Source organism: Leclercia sp. M50, from assembly GCF_037150775.1.
Taxonomy (GTDB): Bacteria; Pseudomonadota; Gammaproteobacteria; order Enterobacterales; family Enterobacteriaceae; genus Enterobacter.
Genome location: NZ_JBBCPK010000085.1, coordinates 1 through 19,433, shown reverse-complemented (window position 1 = coordinate 19,433; position 19,433 = coordinate 1). Strand labels below are relative to the sequence as shown.

At 50.4% G+C, this 19,433-nt stretch carries 15 protein-coding genes, 1 other RNA gene and 1 pseudogene; 3 read left to right on the top strand and 14 right to left on the bottom strand.

Going from position 1 to position 19,433, the window contains the following annotated elements:
- From WFM46_RS18365 to smpB, 9 genes and pseudogenes are all read right to left on the bottom strand, one after another.
- The coding region (locus WFM46_RS18365; protein ID WP_336998193.1) for a type VI secretion system Vgr family protein at nucleotides 1-1,905 on the bottom strand (1,905 nt) is incomplete at its 3' end.
- A 542-nt stretch (nucleotides 1,906-2,447) separates the two neighbouring features.
- Nucleotides 2,448-4,517, bottom strand: coding sequence for a DUF927 domain-containing protein (locus WFM46_RS18360; protein ID WP_336998192.1), 2,070 nt, complete (start codon nucleotides 4,515-4,517; stop codon nucleotides 2,448-2,450).
- 35 nt (nucleotides 4,518-4,552) lie between these two features.
- Complete coding sequence (locus tag WFM46_RS18355) at nucleotides 4,553-4,768, bottom strand: AlpA family transcriptional regulator (protein ID WP_048226707.1); 216 nt, start codon at nucleotides 4,766-4,768, stop codon at nucleotides 4,553-4,555.
- A gap of 362 nt (nucleotides 4,769-5,130) precedes the next feature.
- The gene (locus WFM46_RS18350; RefSeq protein WP_336998191.1) at nucleotides 5,131-6,273 is read right to left on the bottom strand and encodes a hypothetical protein; all 1,143 of its coding nucleotides are present in this window, start codon (nucleotides 6,271-6,273) and stop codon (nucleotides 5,131-5,133) included.
- A gap of 108 nt (nucleotides 6,274-6,381) precedes the next feature.
- Nucleotides 6,382-9,603: an AVAST type 2 anti-phage system protein Avs2 gene (avs2, locus tag WFM46_RS18345; protein WP_336998190.1), complete on the bottom strand. Its 3,222-nt coding sequence runs from the start codon at nucleotides 9,601-9,603 to the stop codon at nucleotides 6,382-6,384.
- A gap of 162 nt (nucleotides 9,604-9,765) precedes the next feature.
- Nucleotides 9,766-10,410, bottom strand: coding sequence for a hypothetical protein (locus WFM46_RS18340; protein ID WP_015958821.1), 645 nt, complete (start codon nucleotides 10,408-10,410; stop codon nucleotides 9,766-9,768).
- Between the two features lies 1 nt (nucleotide 10,411).
- Nucleotides 10,412-11,659: pseudogene (locus WFM46_RS18335) on the bottom strand (integrase domain-containing protein).
- Between the two features lie 166 nt (nucleotides 11,660-11,825).
- Nucleotides 11,826-12,189: a transfer-messenger RNA gene (ssrA, locus tag WFM46_RS18330) on the bottom strand.
- Nucleotides 12,190-12,279: 90 nt separating this feature from the next.
- Nucleotides 12,280-12,762, bottom strand: a complete 483-nt coding sequence (smpB, locus tag WFM46_RS18325) for an SsrA-binding protein SmpB (RefSeq protein ID WP_103180795.1) — start codon at nucleotides 12,760-12,762, stop codon at nucleotides 12,280-12,282.
- A gap of 156 nt (nucleotides 12,763-12,918) precedes the next feature.
- Between smpB and WFM46_RS18320 the strand changes: the two genes are divergently transcribed.
- Together WFM46_RS18320 and WFM46_RS18315 are read left to right on the top strand one after the other, a co-directional pair.
- Nucleotides 12,919-13,356 carry a type II toxin-antitoxin system RatA family toxin gene (locus WFM46_RS18320; protein WP_197080107.1) on the top strand — a complete coding sequence of 146 codons (438 nt, stop codon included), beginning with the start codon at nucleotides 12,919-12,921 and terminating at the stop codon, nucleotides 13,354-13,356.
- Nucleotides 13,346-13,633 (top strand): RnfH family protein, encoded by a 288-nt coding sequence (locus WFM46_RS18315; protein WP_168194457.1) that lies wholly within the window; start codon nucleotides 13,346-13,348, stop codon nucleotides 13,631-13,633. The genes WFM46_RS18320 and WFM46_RS18315 overlap by 11 nt, the downstream gene beginning before the upstream one ends.
- Nucleotides 13,634-13,730: 97 nt before the next feature.
- On the opposite strand, the gene bamE is transcribed toward WFM46_RS18315, so the two are convergent.
- From bamE to nadK, 3 genes are all read right to left on the bottom strand, one after another.
- A complete protein-coding gene (bamE, locus tag WFM46_RS18310) occupies nucleotides 13,731-14,072 on the bottom strand; it encodes an outer membrane protein assembly factor BamE (protein ID WP_103180792.1) in 342 nt (113 codons plus the stop codon).
- A 151-nt stretch (nucleotides 14,073-14,223) separates the two neighbouring features.
- On the bottom strand, nucleotides 14,224-15,885 hold the full coding sequence (gene recN / locus WFM46_RS18305; RefSeq protein ID WP_114317036.1) for a DNA repair protein RecN: 1,662 nt from the start codon (nucleotides 15,883-15,885) through the stop codon (nucleotides 14,224-14,226).
- An 85-nt stretch (nucleotides 15,886-15,970) separates the two neighbouring features.
- Nucleotides 15,971-16,849, bottom strand: coding sequence for an NAD(+) kinase (nadK, locus tag WFM46_RS18300; protein WP_103180790.1), 879 nt, complete (start codon nucleotides 16,847-16,849; stop codon nucleotides 15,971-15,973).
- Between the two features lie 121 nt (nucleotides 16,850-16,970).
- Here nadK and grpE point away from each other — a divergent pair, with 121 nt between their 5' ends.
- A complete protein-coding gene (grpE, locus tag WFM46_RS18295) occupies nucleotides 16,971-17,564 on the top strand; it encodes a nucleotide exchange factor GrpE (protein WP_139157085.1) in 594 nt (197 codons plus the stop codon).
- Between the two features lie 53 nt (nucleotides 17,565-17,617).
- Here the strand turns inward: grpE and WFM46_RS18290 are convergent, their stop codons facing one another.
- Together WFM46_RS18290 and WFM46_RS18285 are read right to left on the bottom strand one after the other, a co-directional pair.
- Nucleotides 17,618-18,904 (bottom strand): HlyC/CorC family transporter, encoded by a 1,287-nt coding sequence (locus WFM46_RS18290; protein WP_156655048.1) that lies wholly within the window; start codon nucleotides 18,902-18,904, stop codon nucleotides 17,618-17,620.
- Nucleotides 18,905-18,922: 18 nt separating this feature from the next.
- The coding region (locus WFM46_RS18285; protein WP_336998189.1) for a cytochrome C assembly family protein at nucleotides 18,923-19,433 on the bottom strand (511 nt) is incomplete at its 5' end.

The window sequence follows — 19,433 nt, the reverse complement described above, 5'->3', positions numbered from 1 at the left end:
ATCCCCCCCGGCGTTGATGACGACATTTTTCGTGGCCGTCATTTGCAGATGCTCACCGCTGGTCAGCGCCATCCCTTCCGGGGCGGACATCAGCAGCGCCTCATTGAGAGGCTTCAGCCGCTGCTCAAACATCCGTATCTGGCTGTCAACATCCGCCTTCAGCGCCTGCGCCTGCTCCGCCGCGATTTCCAGCTGCTGTAGCTGCTGGTTGAGCCGGTCGATTTCCTTCAGCGCAGCGCTCATATCCAGCACTTCACCCTGTGCCTTTGCCTGCATATCCGCACTGACAAACAGCCCCTTTCCGGCACGGATAATGCCGTGCTCATCGGTGCGCAGTTCCGTACCGGTGCCGCGCGGTTTGTCCTGCGCATCCACCAGATGCCCGGTATTCAACTGCGTTGCGCCATATGGCGTCATCAGCGCGATATGCTCCTCACCGCGGCGGTCCTCCATCCGCAGCTCATTTTCAGCGGCGGTGCGCAGAATGTTCTGGCTGCAGTTGTCGCGATTAACGATGTCGGGATGTTCAGAATCGTGCAGGGCGTGGGAGATATACGGCAGGTCGATATCGCCCTTGCTGTACGCAATCGCCACTTCGGTCCCGTCGGTAAGCGGGGTGTGCCAGCCGTATGTATCACCAGAGTACGGTTTCGCCATCCGCAGCCACAGATACGCGTAGCCCGGTTCGCTCTCTTCCCGGTCAAAGTTCAGCCTGACCCGGTAGCGACCCTGGTCGTCCAGATGGGCGTAGATATTGTTCTTTTCCCGGCTCTCAACCCGGGCCGGAAGCGTGCCGTGAATTTCCGGACGCGGGATTTCCGCCGGGCGGAAACAGTAACGCTCGGTGTAGGGCATGCCCCAGGCCGACACATGCAGGCGGGAATCACGCCCACCCCGGAAGCTCACCAGCGTGAGGATAACGCCTTCCTTCAGGGCCGTAATGACATCACCCTGAGGCTCCAGCACCTGTCCGGGCGCAAGGTGTGAGGCGTTGCTGAACAGATGAATGCGGACTGATTTATTGAGCTCCCGCTCATGATGAAGTCGGGCATAGAACGCGCCGGATTCGGTTTCCGGCTCCGGGCTGGCGTCATTACCTGCGTCACGGTAAGGCGCTGCGTAGCGGTAGTGCTCCCCGGTGGTGACCGCATCACTGCGCACGCTGACCATTGCATCCATCGGCGTGCTGGCTGTCCGGTAGTTATAATCCCGCGTTGCGACGGTGTCGGTGGCGATGGTGTGCCAGGTCCGCGCATTCCAGACCGATTCTGCCGCGCCGTCGAACAGACCCGATGGCTCGCGGTACGGCAGACGAACATCAAACTGATAGTTCAGCTGGCTGTCGGCAAAAATGTACGTATCCAGACCGCGCACATCGTCCATCATCGTGCGCCAGTAAATCCCCACCTCAGACAGAATGCGCTGAATGAACTGTAAATCCGTTTCCCGCCACTGGGTGATAATTTCACGCGGCGGGCAGGTGCGCTCCAGCCTGAATTCAAAATCAGGTCCCTCCAGCCCGTGCTTACGCAGTACCTGCTCCACCACTTCAGGGACGGACTGATTCTGAAATACGGCGCACTGCCGGGTGTATCCCAGGAGCGCCAGGCGGGAACTGAGAGTGAGCCGGTAGTGGGACTGGTCTTTTGATGTGGACAGCCATTCCAGGCGGGTCACAATGCCGTGGACATTTTTACCGCTCCGCATCCGGAAAGAGGCATATTTCATCAGCACCTGTTCCGGGGGAATGTTCGCATGCAGGGAGGTGAATTCAATGTCCCATATGAATGGTTCGCTCAGGGCTTCCCTGCCGCGAAAGCGCAAAACATCCGGCTTCACTGTACTGTCAAAAATATCCAGAAAGTATCGGGTCTGTCCGTCAAAAAGCGCTGACCAGTTATCCATAACAAGACCTTATTTAGATTAGGGATAATCCATCGTGCGATGGTCACAGAAGAAAAGGGAGATGTAAATGCCTTTTATGGACAAATAATGTGAAGTGAGGAGACGGTGGTAAAGGGGAGGCTACCAGTATTACTAAGTGGGTTAATCTGTATTTATCATTTACCAGACTGCATGGGTTTTAACATTCTGCCTACTGGCTGGCACCGCCCGGATTTTTATCCTTAAAGGGCAGGCCCGTTCCCCTTATTCTCCCTTCCTTTCAGCCTTTACCTTTTCTGTCCCTTTTCGACATTTTCATTTCTTCTGTTATTGATATGGTACAGGTGGGACAAGTGGTACAACCGCGCCAGCCGTGGCTTTGCGCTGTATCACTTGAAAAATGCCAGCTTGAAAAGTGGGACAGAATCAGCAACGGCTGTCCCACCCTGTACCACTTTTTTAAACCAAATACTGTAATGTGGGACGCTGAAACCCGCGCCAGCTCTGCGTGTACCCCTTGTCCCACTCTGTATCACCTTTATTTAAGACACGCGAGATGGCACTCAGATACTGAGGATGCAGGAGGTGAGCCGGTAGACCCTGGCTTTGCCGATCTCCGGCAGGCGAACCTGCGACTGGTATTTCCCTTCGCTGCCGGGCAGCAGGCATTCTGCTTCCTGGCATAATCTCGCCGCTCTGGCGGGACTGAATCCCCGGCACATTTCACGCCAGCCCTCCGGCAGGATGTGAAACAGTGTGTATTCCTCGCCCGTCATCGGATCTTTTTCCACCCGGCGAAAGCCCACCATATTCAGCGGGCGGTCCGGGCCATCCCACGAGGCAAAGCGGCTGTACTGGTGCGCGGTGATGAACCGCTTGATCTGCGCCAGCACGCCTTCATCCTCCTGGTTGGCGATATGGCCGCGTTCGTTCAGCCAGGCGTGCAGGCAGATCTGCACCGCCTCATACGCCGTGCCTTCCTGCCAGCCCGTGATACCCTGCAGCGTCGCCATCTCTCCGGCCACCGCCAGCAGGGCAAAACGGGCCACGATGCGCTGCACCTGGTTTCCTGCATGCTCTGGCATCAGGGCGGTCTGGTAGCGGTGAAGTAACTCTCTTGCCAGCGTGGTGCTGGCGTCCAGGTCGCCGGTGAGGAAGGTCAGCCAGGCACGAAAGGCGGTGCCGTGGAAGCGGGCCACCCGGTCGCAGAGGGTATCGGCGAACTGCTGGCCGCTGGCAAAGCCGTGCAACTGCTCAAACGCGCCATGCTGTCCGGTGTCGCTGGGGATTTGTACCATGCGCACGTCCATTCCAGCGTAGAGGCGCTCCCCGGCGCGTTCGGTATGTTCTGCCAGCGACAGCTCCCCGGTGGAGAACAGCAGCAGCGTCCAGTGCCTGCGGTTACGCACTTCGCCGTCGGTGCGGGCGCGCCCCTTGCCCTGGCCGTTCGCCAGCATATAGGCAATCATCCCGGCTTCCCGTGGGTCCACTTCGCGCAGTTCATCGAGCGGCAGCAGGGCATCGTTGTGGCGGCTGGCAATTCCCTCCAGCGCATTACCGGTGGCCCGCCAGGAGTGCCAGTAATCCGTGCCGCCACAGACGGAAGCGGCCACTTTCATCACCGTGGTCTTACCGTCAGTGGACTCACCGCGCAGATGAAAGCCTCCGCCGCCCGTTCCGGTCAGGCGCAGCAGCGGGGCGGCCAGCGCACAGCAGACGGCAAAGACCAGCCGCGAGTTGCCTGCACAGAGTGCGGCGACCTGCACCTGCCATTCTGCCAGCGTCCCTGCCTGCGCAAAGCCGCCGGTAAGGTAGTGGCTGCCCTGGAGAATGATGTTGTCGCCACCCGGACCAATAACTTCATCCGGCAGCACATACACGCCGTTGTGCCAGCCGGTTTTCTCCACGCAGGTGACCCGGCGTCCGGGGAGTGACCGCGAAATGTACTCACATAACAGGCTACGCAGGGCGGGGCGGGTGGAGATGTAGGTTAGGCCGTTTTCCAGCAGAATGCGCCGCAGCTCCTCGCCGTTGCCGCTGAGCATTGCCATCGGCATGGCCCAGCGCCGTAACTGCCCGGTGGTGGTGTGCCATTCCAGCAGGCGGCCATAGCTGCCGTCATGGCTGTCGCAGGTGATGGCGGTGACGCGCAGCGGGGAGCAGATGCGCTGGGGCTGGACGTCGCTTTCGCCGTCGCGCCGTTCGGTGAGCTTGTCAAACCACAGCGCTTCTTCATCGAGGCGGAAGTGCTCCGGCAGGATGTCAGAGGGCCTTTCCTGTCGCAGACGTTCAAGCTGACCGCTCCAGTTTTCCACTAACTCACCGTCGGGGCTCATCAGCCGGGCCATCTGTACATTTGCGTGCGCCAGTTTTACGGCAATTTTCAGCAGATCTTCTTCGAGGATATCGCCGGTACGAAGCACCCGGACGTAGAGCGTGTCAGGCCTGATGATGGTCAGGTTGTCCAGTTCGGCCAGTTCATCCGGGCCGAGCACCACCGGAGGAATATTGTCTTCCCGGTCGGGATCTTTTCGCCACACGCGTGAGGTCTCCCATGCCAGGCTCCCGGCGAGGATCACCACTTCGAGGGTGCGGTCGGGGGACTGCCTGTTGAGATAGGGGGCGCGTTTCATGATGGGGTATCAGTCGGCTCATCCCTGAGCGTGGATTAACGGATGGCGTCGCGGCGCTGTTGCCACTGACGGATTTCCGCAGCATCGAAGACCACCAGTCGGGAAGAGAGGTGGACGGGGCGGGGAAAGTCGGTGTTTTTAATCAGGCGGTAAACCGACGATTCGCTCATCGCCAGAAACTGGACCACCTGCCGCATACGCACATTGCCGCTTTCGGGAAAAGCATCGTTATTGTCAGCACGGGTTTTCATGATTGCACCTCACGGGAACAGAGTATCGGAGCGGTTATAGCGTGGAACGGGGAGGGGAGGTATAGGTCCGGGTGAAAAATGGGAATCCGGATAAAAAATAATTAGTCCGAGAAGAATTAATTGGCTGTCAAAATCAATAGAATTTAGTTAACTTACTGAAATTGAAAGTTTTAATTCCTATGATTCTTATTGGGAGTTGATGTTCAGAGGTTAACGGATGGCAATGCACTACTACAAAAACTCCATTAACGTTAAGCTAAAAGCTAAATCATTGATAAAAATTTGATAATGAGAATGTCGTGAATTAGTTAGCAGCACAAATAGGTCTCTATCTGTGCTACAATTTCAAGTTAAAGGAAATATCAAGATGAATATATTTTGTTTGCTCCAGTCAGTTTTCCATCGTCGTAAGAAAAAAAACCACTGAATTCTATACGACCATACTGGTGAGTTGAACTTAAGGACCCACCGATAACACCTTTTTCACCAAGAAGCGTCCACACTATTTCTAGATTATTTTCATTCAACATTTTTAAGAACGGCTCTTTCTTAATTAACAAATGTGCTTTTGAGTTATTTAAAGCTTCAGTGGCGAAACAAACTATACTTCCATATTTATCCTCATAACTACCTTCATATTTACCATCTTTGAGGCCCATCTTGTCGAAAATTAAACTAGTTGGTTTGAGGAAACTTAAAGTATCTGTTTTTGATTTATCGAACTCTTCTTCCCATAAATAATTGATCGATGTGACGCTTACATCAGCAATTTTAGCTCCAGAATCTTGATCTGTTACAGAACTCCAATCTAAACTGCCATAATAATCTGATTTAAAATAATGGAATGCTTCAGACCAATAATACTCTCTATTAAATAATTGATACCTATTGCTTCCTTCTGGCATCCACCTGCCCATGTAGTGTTGGTTTTCTGCCCAATTTTTAAGAGCATTTAATTCTGTTGTTCTAACTAAATATCCTCTGATTTGACACCAAACTTCCTTTCGAGGATGCCCCCACTCTTCATTACCGATAGTTTTAGGTTCTTTCCATGAGGGATAGCTTTCTAATATCAACCATTCAGTACCATTGTTGTCATTGACTTCAATCAGTCCATATGGATTACTTATCGTGGAAGGATTGCTAACCCATTCTTGAAAAGTACAATCCCAATCAAATACTTCTTTAGTATCCCACCACATTTCTTGTTGGGTTAACTCTTTTGTTCCTGTATTTTTGATTAAAATGGTTGGATCTATATCTCTTACATATGGATCCCAAGGTCCTTGATAAGGATTTTCTTTGCGTTCATCTCCATACCCATCAAAACGAATAAAATTATCAGAAAGCATTGCCATATATTCATAGTAAGAAATCCATTGATATTTTTTCCCAATTCGCTCTTGTAACGATTCTCTTCGTCCGCGCCCAGAGCCTACCTGCTTATCAAAATCACCATGAAGTTTTGGATCCCAACCAAGGTTAATAACACGATTAAAAATCATGCGTTCAGCAATTCTTAGATCAAAATATTTATCGGTTTCGAGCAGATTATTATTGTGATCTAAATATTTTTCTATGTCTCTTTCAAATGTAGCTAATAAGTCCTCTGACTATGATTTCTTGAACACGGATTTATGGGAAAGAACTTCCTCCTCACTCTTTCTACCTATTGCTACACCATATTTAATAAGTGTATTACCGAATGAAATGCTTTTATAATTTTTATCGTAAATAATAGGGTCTGTAGAGTCGTAGAGCGCTTTTTGTTCGTCTGACAATTGACCTAGAAAATCGTTAAAAATTTTTTTGCGATTAATAGGAGTTTCACCAAATTTACAACCAGACCAATTTGAGTGATTATGATTTGTTCCAATAGTATATCTAGAAAAATCTCCTCCACCCATTATGGATCCCCAAAGTGACCAATACCCATCCTTTTTATAAAGTGATTGAAGTTCTTCTTTGGTTGGTATATTTTCAGGCCATTTACTTTTGTATGGCGGCTTAGTTTTGGATAGGTCGAGTCCTTCCGGTATCAATTGAAGATGTGAAACATACTCTATAATCTCTCTCGCATAGTCTCGTAATAGAATATGTGGATACACATATTTAGGTTGAAACACTTTGGCAAAAACTGTCTCTGCCAATTGACTTAGCTTATTATGATTCTTTGTTCGCAATGTGCAACCTAGGGCTACAGCAAACACTCTCTCCCAAACATATGGATCATTTATTCCATCGAATTTATTGATTATCCTAATTAAAACGGAGATACGTTCCTCTAACAAATTAACCAATGCTTTAGTTGTACAATCCCTTAGCTCTCTATTAGTTGAAGTTAAAAACCAGCATAGAGTGGTTGCAACTAACTCTATCGAATCATCTGATATATAGCTTTTATCAGTCCCACTCCATGCCCAGTCAATCAAATTTTTAAATGCTGAGTCTTCACTATATCTATATTTTAACGCAGTAGTCCAAAAGGCATCTCGATTTGGTAAAGAATGCTGTAATAGCCAGTTATGTAAGAAATTAGCATTGAAAGGATGTTCTTCTAATCCAGAAATAGATATTAGCGTCTCAAGAAAATGACTAAAACTATTATCGAAACCGAGTACTTGCTTGTTTACAAAAGGCTTAATTTTTTCAAAATCAATTGCTGCGGAATCCCTCCAAACTAAGCTATCGATAAAAGCAGTCACTAAATTATAATTGTCACTGTAATTAGGCAGTAATTCATAAATTTCTTTTCCATATTTTTCTGGTGATTGAATAGATAAAGCCTCAATGATTCCTTGATTGCGATAAAAACTGTATTCATCATTGAAGTATTTTTGAAGAGAACCTCCTGTTTTAAATTCATCTTCAATATTATCAACACCATTTAATAAATAGTTAACTGTTAAATGATCATCAAATCTTTCAAAGGATATATAAACGACCTCTTCAACAGAGTTGTCTTCATTGCGAACGATACCTTTGGTCAGTATTCCTTCATCTATCATAGAGCTGAGAAATGTTTTATCGTTCACATAGTCTTTAACAACAGACTGGACAGTTGTATGAGCATCCTTAAGAGCAATACTATTTCTGCCATTAGCTAGTTTAACTTTAATTAATTTATTGAGAGCATCACTAACTAATGGGAAACTAGGATCGAAATTATATCTTTTGTGAGAGGATAGTGACTTATTTACGCCTTCAACAAAAAAACTTAAGATCTTAGAAATCCCATGAAATCCTACAGGGACTTTTTTCAGACCACTTTTCTTTATCCCCTCGCATAGTAACTTAAGAAATAAAGGGTTTTTAAACTCTGGATTTAAATTAGGTGATGATGGTCTTTCTATATTATAATTATCATAAAATAAGTTAACAGCTTCCATCTCTTTATTCTTAAAACCCAAGTGTTCATAAATTTCAAAATTATTACGAGAGATCCGTTCGTTTGAGATAGTAATATCTTTATATGTTGATCTGACTGATATTATAAGGCCAAGCCATTTAAAACTTCTTATTTCATCAACGAAGCTATTGATGTTATCTTCCCAAAAAATGTTACCATTCCCTTCATTTATTGCATCAATAAATATCAGGAATCTTTTCCCTTGTTTTTCACCATAGAGATTTAGCTTTTCAAGAAATTCTGAGGATACAGTGTTTAGCTGTAGCCTTTTTAAAATTTGCACCCAAGGGGATTCATCAGTTGTAAGTTGCTGCCCTAATAAAAATAGAGATGGATATCCTGTTTGAATTCTTGATTCGATGATATCAGCAAGCAAATGAGACTTACCAATCCCAGCTTCTCCTTCAAGGAGCAGAAATGGGTTATTCGATAATTTTACCGTTATAGAATTGAGAAATGTATATAAAGTGTCACACTCATAATAAAATTCTCTTAAGTCTCTCAAAATTGATGAATACTTATCGCTAAAACTTGTTGTCTTATCCGGATTTTCCTTTTCCTTGATTTTCCATAGTGTCGACTCCGCCTCAGAAATGTATTTTTGACAATTTGAGATATATTCATTAAATTTATTGATTGGAATGCTTTTGGATTCGTGAAAATCAATTTTTAGAAACAGAATTGAGGTGTCTGTTAAGGCTTTAGAAATCAAAGCTAACTGCTCACGTATTTCATCGCAGTTTCGAAGATTGTTTCCTTTGATCAAGAAATTATCGATATGTTCGTAAAATATTTTGGAAAATTTGTTAGTTTTCCCAAGCCCTTCGAAGATATCTGCGATCTCTAATTTTAAATTTAGTTCGGGTGTGTAACGTCCTCCTAAATCAGCTATAGCTTCTCTATTTTTATTATTTAACCAATTATCGTTTAAGTGAAAAGTAAACTTTTCATCAAATGATTGCAGCAAAAGTTTTATCTGAATGATCTTATTGCTTACATCGAATATCTTATCTTTATAAGTCTCCTCAATGTGGAGTTTTTTTAATTCTTTACAGTTGTTTATTTTTAGTAAAAAAATTTTATAGAAAGTTTCAAGTTGTTCTTGAGTTGGTGGGATGACATTTGGATATTCACTGAATTTTTGCAACAAATAATCTTTATCTGGTAATTCTTTGAATAAAATATGCTCATTCAATGTTTCAAACAATAGTTGAGATTGGTAAAATGGAATTTTTATACTATCGATGGGGAATTTTTTTTCGAATTCAATAGCCGTTTCTTCAATTATTCTATAGAGTTGGTTAACATAGTTGTTTTTGGGGAATAATTTCTTTTTTAACCATCCGTAACCTTCTTCTGCAATGAACTGATCAATAAATTTTGTTGCGACATAAATTGATACTGTTGTAACTGATATTGGATCCATACTCAACTACCCCTCAATTTTTTGATGATATCCATGTCTTCTAATATGGGTTGAACCCCACAAGAGAAAAGTATTTCTAAAGTTCCTCTGCGAATCTCAGCATAGTATAAGAAGTTAAGATTTCCTTCTTCAAATTTCAGTCCCTGTTCAAGAAGTATATACCTACTTCTCCTTCTCTCGTCCCATTTTCAACACCTCATAAAACGTCCCTCGCCCAAGCCCGTCTGACGGCAATTCCCGCTCCTGCGCTAGCGCTCTCAGCTTTCGAAGTATCCTATCCGAAGCCGGTTTATCAGACGTCCCATAACGCCCGTCAGTCTCCTCAACCAGAAGCTGAACCAGTAGCCAGCAGAGCCTGGCAGTATTCTCCCGCGCTTTGTCGCGTTTATGCATCCCACGCTGGGAAGGTTGTGCTGAAGTAGTGAGATCTGGTAGCGCGTCGTCACCGAGCGTCTTCAGCCACTTGCGGCCACGGCTGTTGCGTGACAGTTTCATCACTGCCTTCAGGCTGCGGGCCTTAATTTCTGGCGGCGTAAGTTCGTCATCAATAAGCCGCCAGGCCAGGGCAAACATTTCATCGGCATAGAACATGCGTTTGTTCGCCGGGGCGCTGACCATGCCCGTTGCTTTGATGGTGCGGCTGATGGCGTCGTGCAGGATACGGTAATTTTCCTGATGTTCTTCCGGCAGGGCGTTTGCCGGTTGGGAAGCATCGAGGCCGAGAAGCAGAAGGGCGAGATGCCGCGCTTCCAGCAGCGGCATATCGCATTCCCGTTCAAACAGATTCTGACGAATGGGGCTGGTCACATTATTCTCCTTCTACGGTCCGCAGCGGTTCTTCTTCGCCGAGCAATGCCTGCCGTCTGGCGGCATCAACGTAGTTTCCCCACCACTGCATGAGCGGTCGCCTTTGTTCCAGGTAATCGCTGCGGTTGTAGGCCGCTTCGATCTCGTCTTCTTTCTGGTGCGCCAGTGCAGATTCCAGGACTTCACGGGGAAAATGGCCTGCTCCCGCCGTTCTGGCGATGCTGTGCATGCCGTGGGCGACCAGCTCGCCGCCAAACCCCATGCGGATAAGCGCGGCGTTTGCGGTCTGCTGGTGCATATGCTCCAGTGGTTTGCGGATGCTGGGGAACACCCATGGGCGATGGCGGCTAACCGGCTCCATTATCTGAAGAACGCGCAGCGCCTGTTTGCTGAGCGGCACCGTGTGCGAACGGTTCATCTTCATAAAGGTGTCGGGGATGCGCCATTCCGCTTTTTTCATATCGATGTCGCACCAGCGGGCGCTAACGGCTTCGCCGGGGCGAACCCAGGTCAGTAGCTCCCATTCGATAAGGCAGCGGGTTTCTTTGCGGATAGAGGCGTTCTGTAGCGCCAGCATCAGCCTGCCCAGCTCGCTGGGGTGGAGGGCGGGCATGTTCTGCTTTTTCGGTTTTTTGAAGCGGGCGACCAGGTTGTCAGCCGGATTGAACTCGATGAGCTCTTCGGAGATGGCGAAGCGGAAGATTTCATTAAGCCGCGAAATGACTCGTCGCAGTGTTTCGAGGATGCCTTGTTCTTCCAGAGGTGTGAGGTGCTCCTTGAGCATCTTCGGGCGGATCTCGGTGACGGGCGTGTTACCCAGAGAAGGGAAGACGTGCATCTCCAACGAGCGCCAGACATCTTTGGCGTGATCTTCGCTAAGATCGCTGGTCCGTTTCTTCTCTTTGAGCCACTGTTCCGCAACTTTTTCCAGCGTGCATTCATTCTGGATGCGTTTTTCTTCAGCTATCCCTGCTAAATGTTGACGGGGATCGATGCCCTGCCAGAGCAGTCGTCTGTATTACGTGCGAGTTTCGCGAGCCATGGCCAGTGTAACGACCGGGTAAGGGCCAAGGCTGGTTTTGGTGCGCTTTTTGGTGACGGGATGATAATACTCGAAATGCCAAGCCTTCCTCCCTGAAGTCTTAACCAGCAAGTACAGGCCTTCACCGTCCCGTAGCTCATAGTCCGTGCTACGGGGCTTCGCGCCAGCGATCTCCACATTTGTTAAGGGTTTCAGTTGCTTAGGCATGTTTTAGCACCACGCTTTTTTAGCCCCACGATACCGTGGTGCTAAACATGGTGCCAAAAGGTCAAGATTCATACAGAGATCATGACCACACATGCAACAAAAAAGCCTGCAACTCGTTGAAGTTACAGGCTTTTTTAAGGTTCATGATGCATCATGAATGAATGTTTGGTGGAGCTGGCGGGAGTTGAACCCGCGTCCGAAATTTCTACATCCTCGGTACTACATGCTTAGTCAGTCTTTACATTCGCTGGCCAGCTGCGGACGGACACGCCACTGACAAACTAGCCTGATTAGTTTTAACGCTTCAACCCCAGGCAGGGCCTCCACGCGATCTCTTTTGGGTTTGACCTCTCTTTGATCCCCGTCTTAAGAGCGGAAGCTAGGGAGAGAGGGCTCTTAGCAGGTTATTAAGCTGCTAAAGCGTAGTTTTCGTCGTTTGCGACTATTTTTTTGCGGCTTTTTACGAGGCAAACCGCCCCTCGGCATGCACCTTGGGTTTCGCAAATCCCGTCGAATCCAGAATCAGCCCCAATAGTGTTACAACAAGTATACCAGAATTTGCAGACCGGTTACCACCCCGGAACGCTAACTTATTGAATCGCTCAATAAGTATCCGGAAATTAACGGCCTGCGTGCTTCATGATGCGCGCTTTATCGACCTGCCACTCGCGATCTTTCACATCGTTACGCTTGTCGTGCTGCTTCTTACCTTTCGCCACGCCGATTTTCACTTTGCACCAGGCGTTCTTCCAGTACAGCGACAGGGCGAGCACGGTGTAACCTTCGCGGTTGATACGCCCGAAGAGCGAATCCAGCTCACGTTTGTTCAGCAGCAGCTTACGGGTGCGGGTCGGATCGCAAACATAGTGAGAAGAGGCGACCGTCAGCGGCTGAAAGTTCGCTCCAAACAGAAAGGCTTCGCCATCCTTAAAGATCACGTAGCTGTCACCGATGTTGGCTTTACCCGCGCGCAGCGATTTAACTTCCCAGCCCTGCAGCGCAAGGCCAGCTTCGAATTCTTCTTCGATGAAATACTCGTGGCGGGCACGCTTGTTGAGCGCAATGGTTGCCGAGCCAGGTTTATGTGCTTTTTTCTTCGTCATAAGTGTCGTAAAGCCGTAGGTAATCTGATGTCAAAAAGTCACCTCATTGCGTCCTGTGAGGTCTAACGCGCTATATTAGCATGAGATAAGGCTCAGCGTTTTTTTAACAGGTGATAAATGTTATTATTTGTTGGTTGTTTGATCAGGAAAAATGTTATGCCTCAGATTAGTCGTACTGCGCTTGTCCCTTACAGTGTGGAACAGATGTACCAGTTAGTGAATGACGTACAGTCATATCCGCAGTTTATCCCGGGGTGCACCGGGAGCCGCGTGCTGGAGTCAGGCCCGACGCAAATGACGGCGGCAGTGGATGTCTCCAAGGCCGGGATCAGCAAAACGTTCACTACCCGTAACACGCTGACCAATAACCAGAGTATTCTGATGCATCTGGTGGATGGTCCCTTCAAAAAACTGATGGGTGGATGGAAGTTCGTTCCGCTGAGTGCCGATGCCTGCCGGATCGAATTCCATCTCGACTTCGAGTTTACCAACGCCCTGATTGAGCTGGCGTTTGGCCGCATATTTAAAGAGCTGGCGGCCAATATGGTTCAGGCGTTCACCGTGCGCGCCAAAGAGGTCTACAGTGCAGCCTGAGATCGTGGTGGAAGTGGCTTACGCGTTGCCGGAAAAGCAGTATCTGCAGCGCGTTACGCTGGAAGAGGGCGCGACCGTTGAAGAGGCGATCCATGCTTCTGGCCTGCTGACCTTGCGAAGCGATATCGATCTGGCGAAAAACAAAGTCGGTATTTACAGCCGTCCGGTGAAGCTAACCGATACCCTGAAAGATGGCGATCGGGTCGAGATTTACCGTCCGCTGATTGCCGATCCGAAGGAGCTACGCCGTCAGCGTGCGGAGAAAGCGGCTAAATAAGCGGGGTTTCCCCGGCGGCGCTGCGCTTTCCGGGTTTACAGGCAGCGAGAGAAAACAAAAAAGGTGCTCAATGAGCACCTTTTGCATTTCTGAAACCTTATTTGTCGGTGAGCGCTGGTTTGTTGTCGATATTGGTCAGAACGCCGCTGCTGTTGAAGGTCAGCGTCAGGGTCTGCTGCGACACGTTTTCGTGGCCCGGTTGCTGGCGGAAGACGTAGAACCAGGTGTTGGTGCCGAATGGATCGGACATCATCGGTGTGCCCAGGGCATAAGCGACCTGCTGTTGCGTCATGCCGACGCGAATTTTAGACACATCGTTAGGTGCGAGATAGTTCCCCTGGTTGATGTCAGGGCGGTAAACCACTTTTTCCAGCGTGGAGCAGCCTGCGGTCATCATCAGAAGAACCGCTGCGGCAGCGGTCAGCGTTTTACAGCGCATAGTGATTTGATTCCTTTTCGGGCCCGGGCAATACGCGACGGCTCATATGTAATATGCCGATGATAATAGACCTTTCACCACATTAAAACCTCTGGCGGCCGGTCTGTCGGCGTTTTTATTGTTCTGTATGACCCTGAGATACCGAAAAAGTTTAGGCAGCCAGCAGTTCTTTCGCATTCGCCAGCGTATTACGGGTGACTTCGCTGCCGCCCAGCAGACGCGCCAGCTCCTGCAGACGGGCGCGCTTGTCCAGCGGCTGCATATGCGTTTCGGTCATCTCGCCATCGGTCTCTTTGCTGACAAAGAAGTGATGGTGGCCACAGCCAGCAACCTGCGGCAGGTGGGTCACACACATTACCTGGGTGGACTCGCCAAGCTGACGCAGCAGTTTACCAACCACCGCCGCGGTCGGGCCGCTGATACCAACGTCCACTTCATCGAAGATCAGCGCCGGGGTTTCCATTTTCTTCGCGGTGATCACCTGAATCGCCAGGGCAATACGCGACAGCTCACCGCCCGATGCGACCCGGGAGATAGGCTGCAGCGGTTGCCCCGGGTTGGTGGTGACCCGGAATTCAATGCGGTCTGCGCCTTCAGCCGTCAGATGGTTGGCTTCGAACTTGACATCAATGGTGAAGACGCCGTGGGGCATCGACAGCAGATGCATGCTCTCGGTGATGTGCTGGCTGAGCTCCTGAGCGTAGCGCTGACGCACGTTGTGCAGCTGCGTCGCTGTTTCTAGGGCCTGCTTATGATGGACGCTGACGGCCAGAGAGAGGGTCTCCAGCGAGTCGGCCTGATCGTCGAGCTGATTCTGCTCATCAAGCAGGGACTGGTGAAAATTGGGCAACTCTTCAGGTGAAACGTGGTGCTTGCGCGCGAGGGAGATCTGACGCGAAATACGCTGTTCCAGTTCAAACAGGCGGTTAGGGTCCAGATCCAGTCGCTCACAGTAATGGCGCAGCTCGTCACTCGCTTCGGAGATCTGAATCGCCGCCTCTTCCAGCATATCGAGCATGCCGGAGACTTTACTGTCCATACCGGCCAGTTCGGTCACGAGCTGGCGTACGGCATACAGCTGGCTTTGCAGATTCACATCTTCGCCATCGGCCAGCAAATTCAGCGCCTGCTGGCTGGTGGAGAGCAGCTGGCCGCTGTTGGCCAGGCGCTTGTACTCTTCGTCAATCTGCTCAAACTCGCCCGCCTGGGGGCTGAATTCGTTTAACTCTTTCAGCTGATAGGCCAGCAGTTCGGCGCGGGCCGCACGCTCCTGGCTCTGCTGTTGATGCAGCGCCAGTTCGCGGCAGCTTTGATGCCACTGACGATAGTGAGCAGCCATCAGCTGCATCAGCGCAGACTCACCGGCGTAGCCGTCGAGCAGCGACTTCTGCTGTTCAGGTTTGATAAGCTGCTGATGGGCATGCTGGCCGTGGATCTGAATTAACAGCTGGCCCAGCTCGCGCAGCTGGGAGAGCGGCACCGCGGTACCGTTGATAAAGCCACGTGAGCGGCCATCACTGTTGAGAACACGGCGAAGTAAGCACTCACGTCCGTCTTCAAGCTGGTTTTCTTCAAGCCAGCGCAGCGCGGCGGGAGTGTCCTTGAGGGAAAAACGGGCGCACAGATCGGCGCGGCTGGCACCGGCGCGCACCATGCTGCCATCAGCACGACCGCCAAGGCAGAGCCCCAGCGCGTCAATCGCAATAGATTTACCGGCCCCGGTCTCGCCGGTGATAGCCGTCATACCGCTGTTGAAATCAATTTCGAGCTCACGCACGATGGCGAAGTTGCTGATGGTCAGTTGTGCCAGCATAAACGTTTTCCTGTATGAAAAACCATAACTGTGTTTGTGTACAGTATAATCTGGTTTTTTATACAGTAAAGTGCTGGATGCTATTTCAGAACAATTTTTTCGACCAGCCGAGCTTGGAGCTTAATGTGTTGAAATAGCTGTAGTCTTTAGGGTGAATAAGATTCAGGTGATAATCGCAGCGGCGGATCAGCACATCTTCACCTTCCTGAATAGGCAGCGCGATTTGGCTGTCGCAGCTGATCTCCAGGTCGTTGCGGCGGTGGGAAAAGCGCAGACGAATGGTGCTGCTGCTGTTGATGACCAGCGGACGGGCTGAGAGAGTATGCGGGAACATCGGCACCAGGGTGATGGCATCCAGCGAAGGCGTCAGGATCGGGCCGCCCGCCGAGAGCGAGTATGCTGTCGAGCCGGTAGGCGTCGATATGATCAGCCCATCGGAGCGCTGCGAGAAGGCAAAGATTTCGTCGATATAGACTTCAAACTCAATCATATGCGCCACTTTGCCCGGGTGCAGCACCACTTCGTTGATAGCAGTACTGATCCGCTTCTGGCAATCCTGCTGGCAGACCTGAGCCTCCAGTAAAAAGCGTTTTTCAGTGATGTAGTGACCTTCCAGCACGTCGGCGAGCTGCTGCTGGGCATTATCCGGGTCGAGGTCGGTCAAAAAGCCCAGGTTGCCACGGTTGATGCCAATGACTTTAATATCGTAACGGGCAAGGGTACGGGCGGCGCCCAGCATATTGCCGTCGCCACCGACCACCACGGCCAGGTCGGCCTGCTGTCCAATTTCCGCCAGCGTGCCGGTTTTAACGTTTTTTAACTGCAGTTCCTGGGCAATTTGCTGTTCCACAATCACGTCATAATTTTTGGCGCACAGCCAGCGATAGAGCATTTCATGTGTCGTCAACGCAGTAGGGTGACGTGGATGACCGACAATTCCAATACACTTGAAATGGTTGCTCATTTTCTGAAGGTCCTTGTGCGAATGAATGATGACAATGTGGCTTGTTCCCTTGAATCCCGGAAACTGATCCCCATAATAAGCGAAGTTAGCGAGTTGAATGCAGAAAAACGCGGAGAAATTCATGAGTAGTAAAGAACAGAAAACGCCTGAGGGGCAAGCCCCGGAAGAAATTATCACGGAGCAGCACGAAGAGGTTGAGGCTGTAGAGGCTGAGGCTGGTGCTGAGCAGGTGGATCCGCGCGATGAAAAAATTGCGAATCTGGAAGCGCAGTTAGCTGAAGCCCAGAACCGCGAGCGCGATGGCATCCTGCGTATCAAAGCAGAAATGGAAAACCTGCGTCGCCGTACCGAGCTGGACGTTGAAAAAGCGCATAAATTTGCGCTGGAAAAATTCGTCAACGAACTGCTGCCGGTTATCGACAGCCTGGATCGCGCGCTGGAAGTAGCGGATAAAGCGAACCCGGATATGGCACCGATGGTTGAAGGGATTGAGCTGACGCTGAAATCCATGCTCGACGTAGTGAAGAAGTTCGGTGTGGAAGTGGTTGCCGATACCAACGTGCCGATGGATCCGAACGTGCATCAGGCCATTGCGATGGTGGAATCTGAGGACGTGGCTGCCGGCAACGTGCTGATGGTGATGCAGAAAGGCTATACCCTGAACGGTCGTACCATTCGCGCGGCGATGGTCTCCGTGGCGAAAGCAAAGGCGTAATGCGCCTCCCGTAGCGCCGGGTGGTGGCGTCGCCTCACCCGGCCTACAACATCTTACTCCGCGACGCTCTCCCGCAACGGTTTCACCGGCACGACTTTAACCTGCTTAATCATATTGTCCTGCACGTCCAGGATATCAATATCGTACTGACCAATCCGCACCCGCGTGCCTGCAGCCGGGATCTCCTCCAGCGCTTCCAGAATCATGCCGTTGATGGTTCGGGCTTCCTCTTCCGGCATCTGCCAGTTAAAGGCTTTATTGAGTTCACGGACGTTCGCGCTGCCGTCAATCAGCACTGAGCCATCGTTTTGCGGCGTGACCTCTTCGGCAAGGGTAGGGGACATGGAGGTGGTGAAGTCGCCAACAATCTCCTCCAGAATATCTTCCACCGTCACCAGGCCCTGAATATCGCCATACTCATCGACTACCAGACCCACTTTCTTTTTATTGCGCTGGAATTTAATCAGCTGGGTGCTGAGCGGTGTCCCTTCCGGGATGTAGTAAATTTCATCCGCCGCACGCAGCATCACCTCTTTGGTAAACTCTTTTTTCTCGGTCATCAGACGATACGCTTCACGCACGCGCAGCATGCTGATGGTGTCGTCCAGCGAATCACGGTACAGCACGATGCGGCCATGCGGGGAGTGGGTCAGCTGGCGGACAATCGCTTTCCAGTCGTCGTTAATGTCGATACCGACGATCTCATTGCGCGGCACCATGATGTCGTCCACGCTCACCTTCTCCAGATCCAGCACCGACAGCAGCATATCCTGATTGCGGCGGGAGATTTGCGAGCGTGACTCATGCACGATGGTGCGCAGTTCATCCTTGCTCAGCGCGCTGCTGACCACCCCATCTGCTTTGATACCTATCAGGCGCATCAGGATCCGGGTCACACCATTTAACAGCCAGACCAGCGGCATCATCAGAACGAGCATAGGCGACAGCAGGAAGCTGCTGGGATAGGCGACCTTCTCAGGATAGAGGGCTGCGATGGTCTTCGGTAACACTTCGGCAAAGACCAGCACCACAAAGGTCAGCACCCCGGTGGCGATAGCGACCCCGGCGTTGCCGTAGAGACGCATGCCGACAATGGTGCCCAGCGCGGAGGCGAGAATGTTGACCAGGTTATTGCCGATAAGCACCAGGCTTATCAGGCGATCTGGCTTACGCAGCAGTTTTTCAACACGGCGAGCGGCGCGGTTACCCTGTTTGGCGCGATGACGTAACCGGTAGCGGTTGAGCGTCATCATGCCGGTCTCCGAGCCGGAGAAATAGGCGGAGATAACCACCATGACGATCAGGGTAACGATCAGCGTGGTAGTGGAGATGTGTTCCAGGGGGAACTCCTTTGTTACTTAGCCGGCAAATTGCTGGATGACGCGGCTACCAAAATAGGCAAGGGTCAGGAGGCCTGCACCCGCCACGTTAAACCAGACCACGCGGCGACCGCGCCAGCCTTCATGATAATGGCCCCATAACAGGACAATATAGACAAACCACGCGATGATGGAGAGCACGGCCTTGTCGATATTCTCCATGCTGAAGAGATTGTGCATATAAAACAGGCCAGTGCTCAGGGTGAGCGTCAGCAATACTACGCCAACCTGAGTGATGTGGAACATCTTACGCTCAATGGTCATCAGCGGCGGCATCTCATTGCTGAAGACCAGCTTTTTATTTTTGAGCTGGTAGTCAATCCAGGCCAGCTGAAGCGCGTACAGCGCGGCAATAATCAGCGTGGCATAGGAGAACAGCGACAGGCCAATATGCACCATCATGCCCGGGGTGGTTTCAAGGTGGGTAATGAACTCGTTCGGCATGAAGGTGGCAAAGGCCAGATTGATCAGCGCGAAGGCGTAGACAATG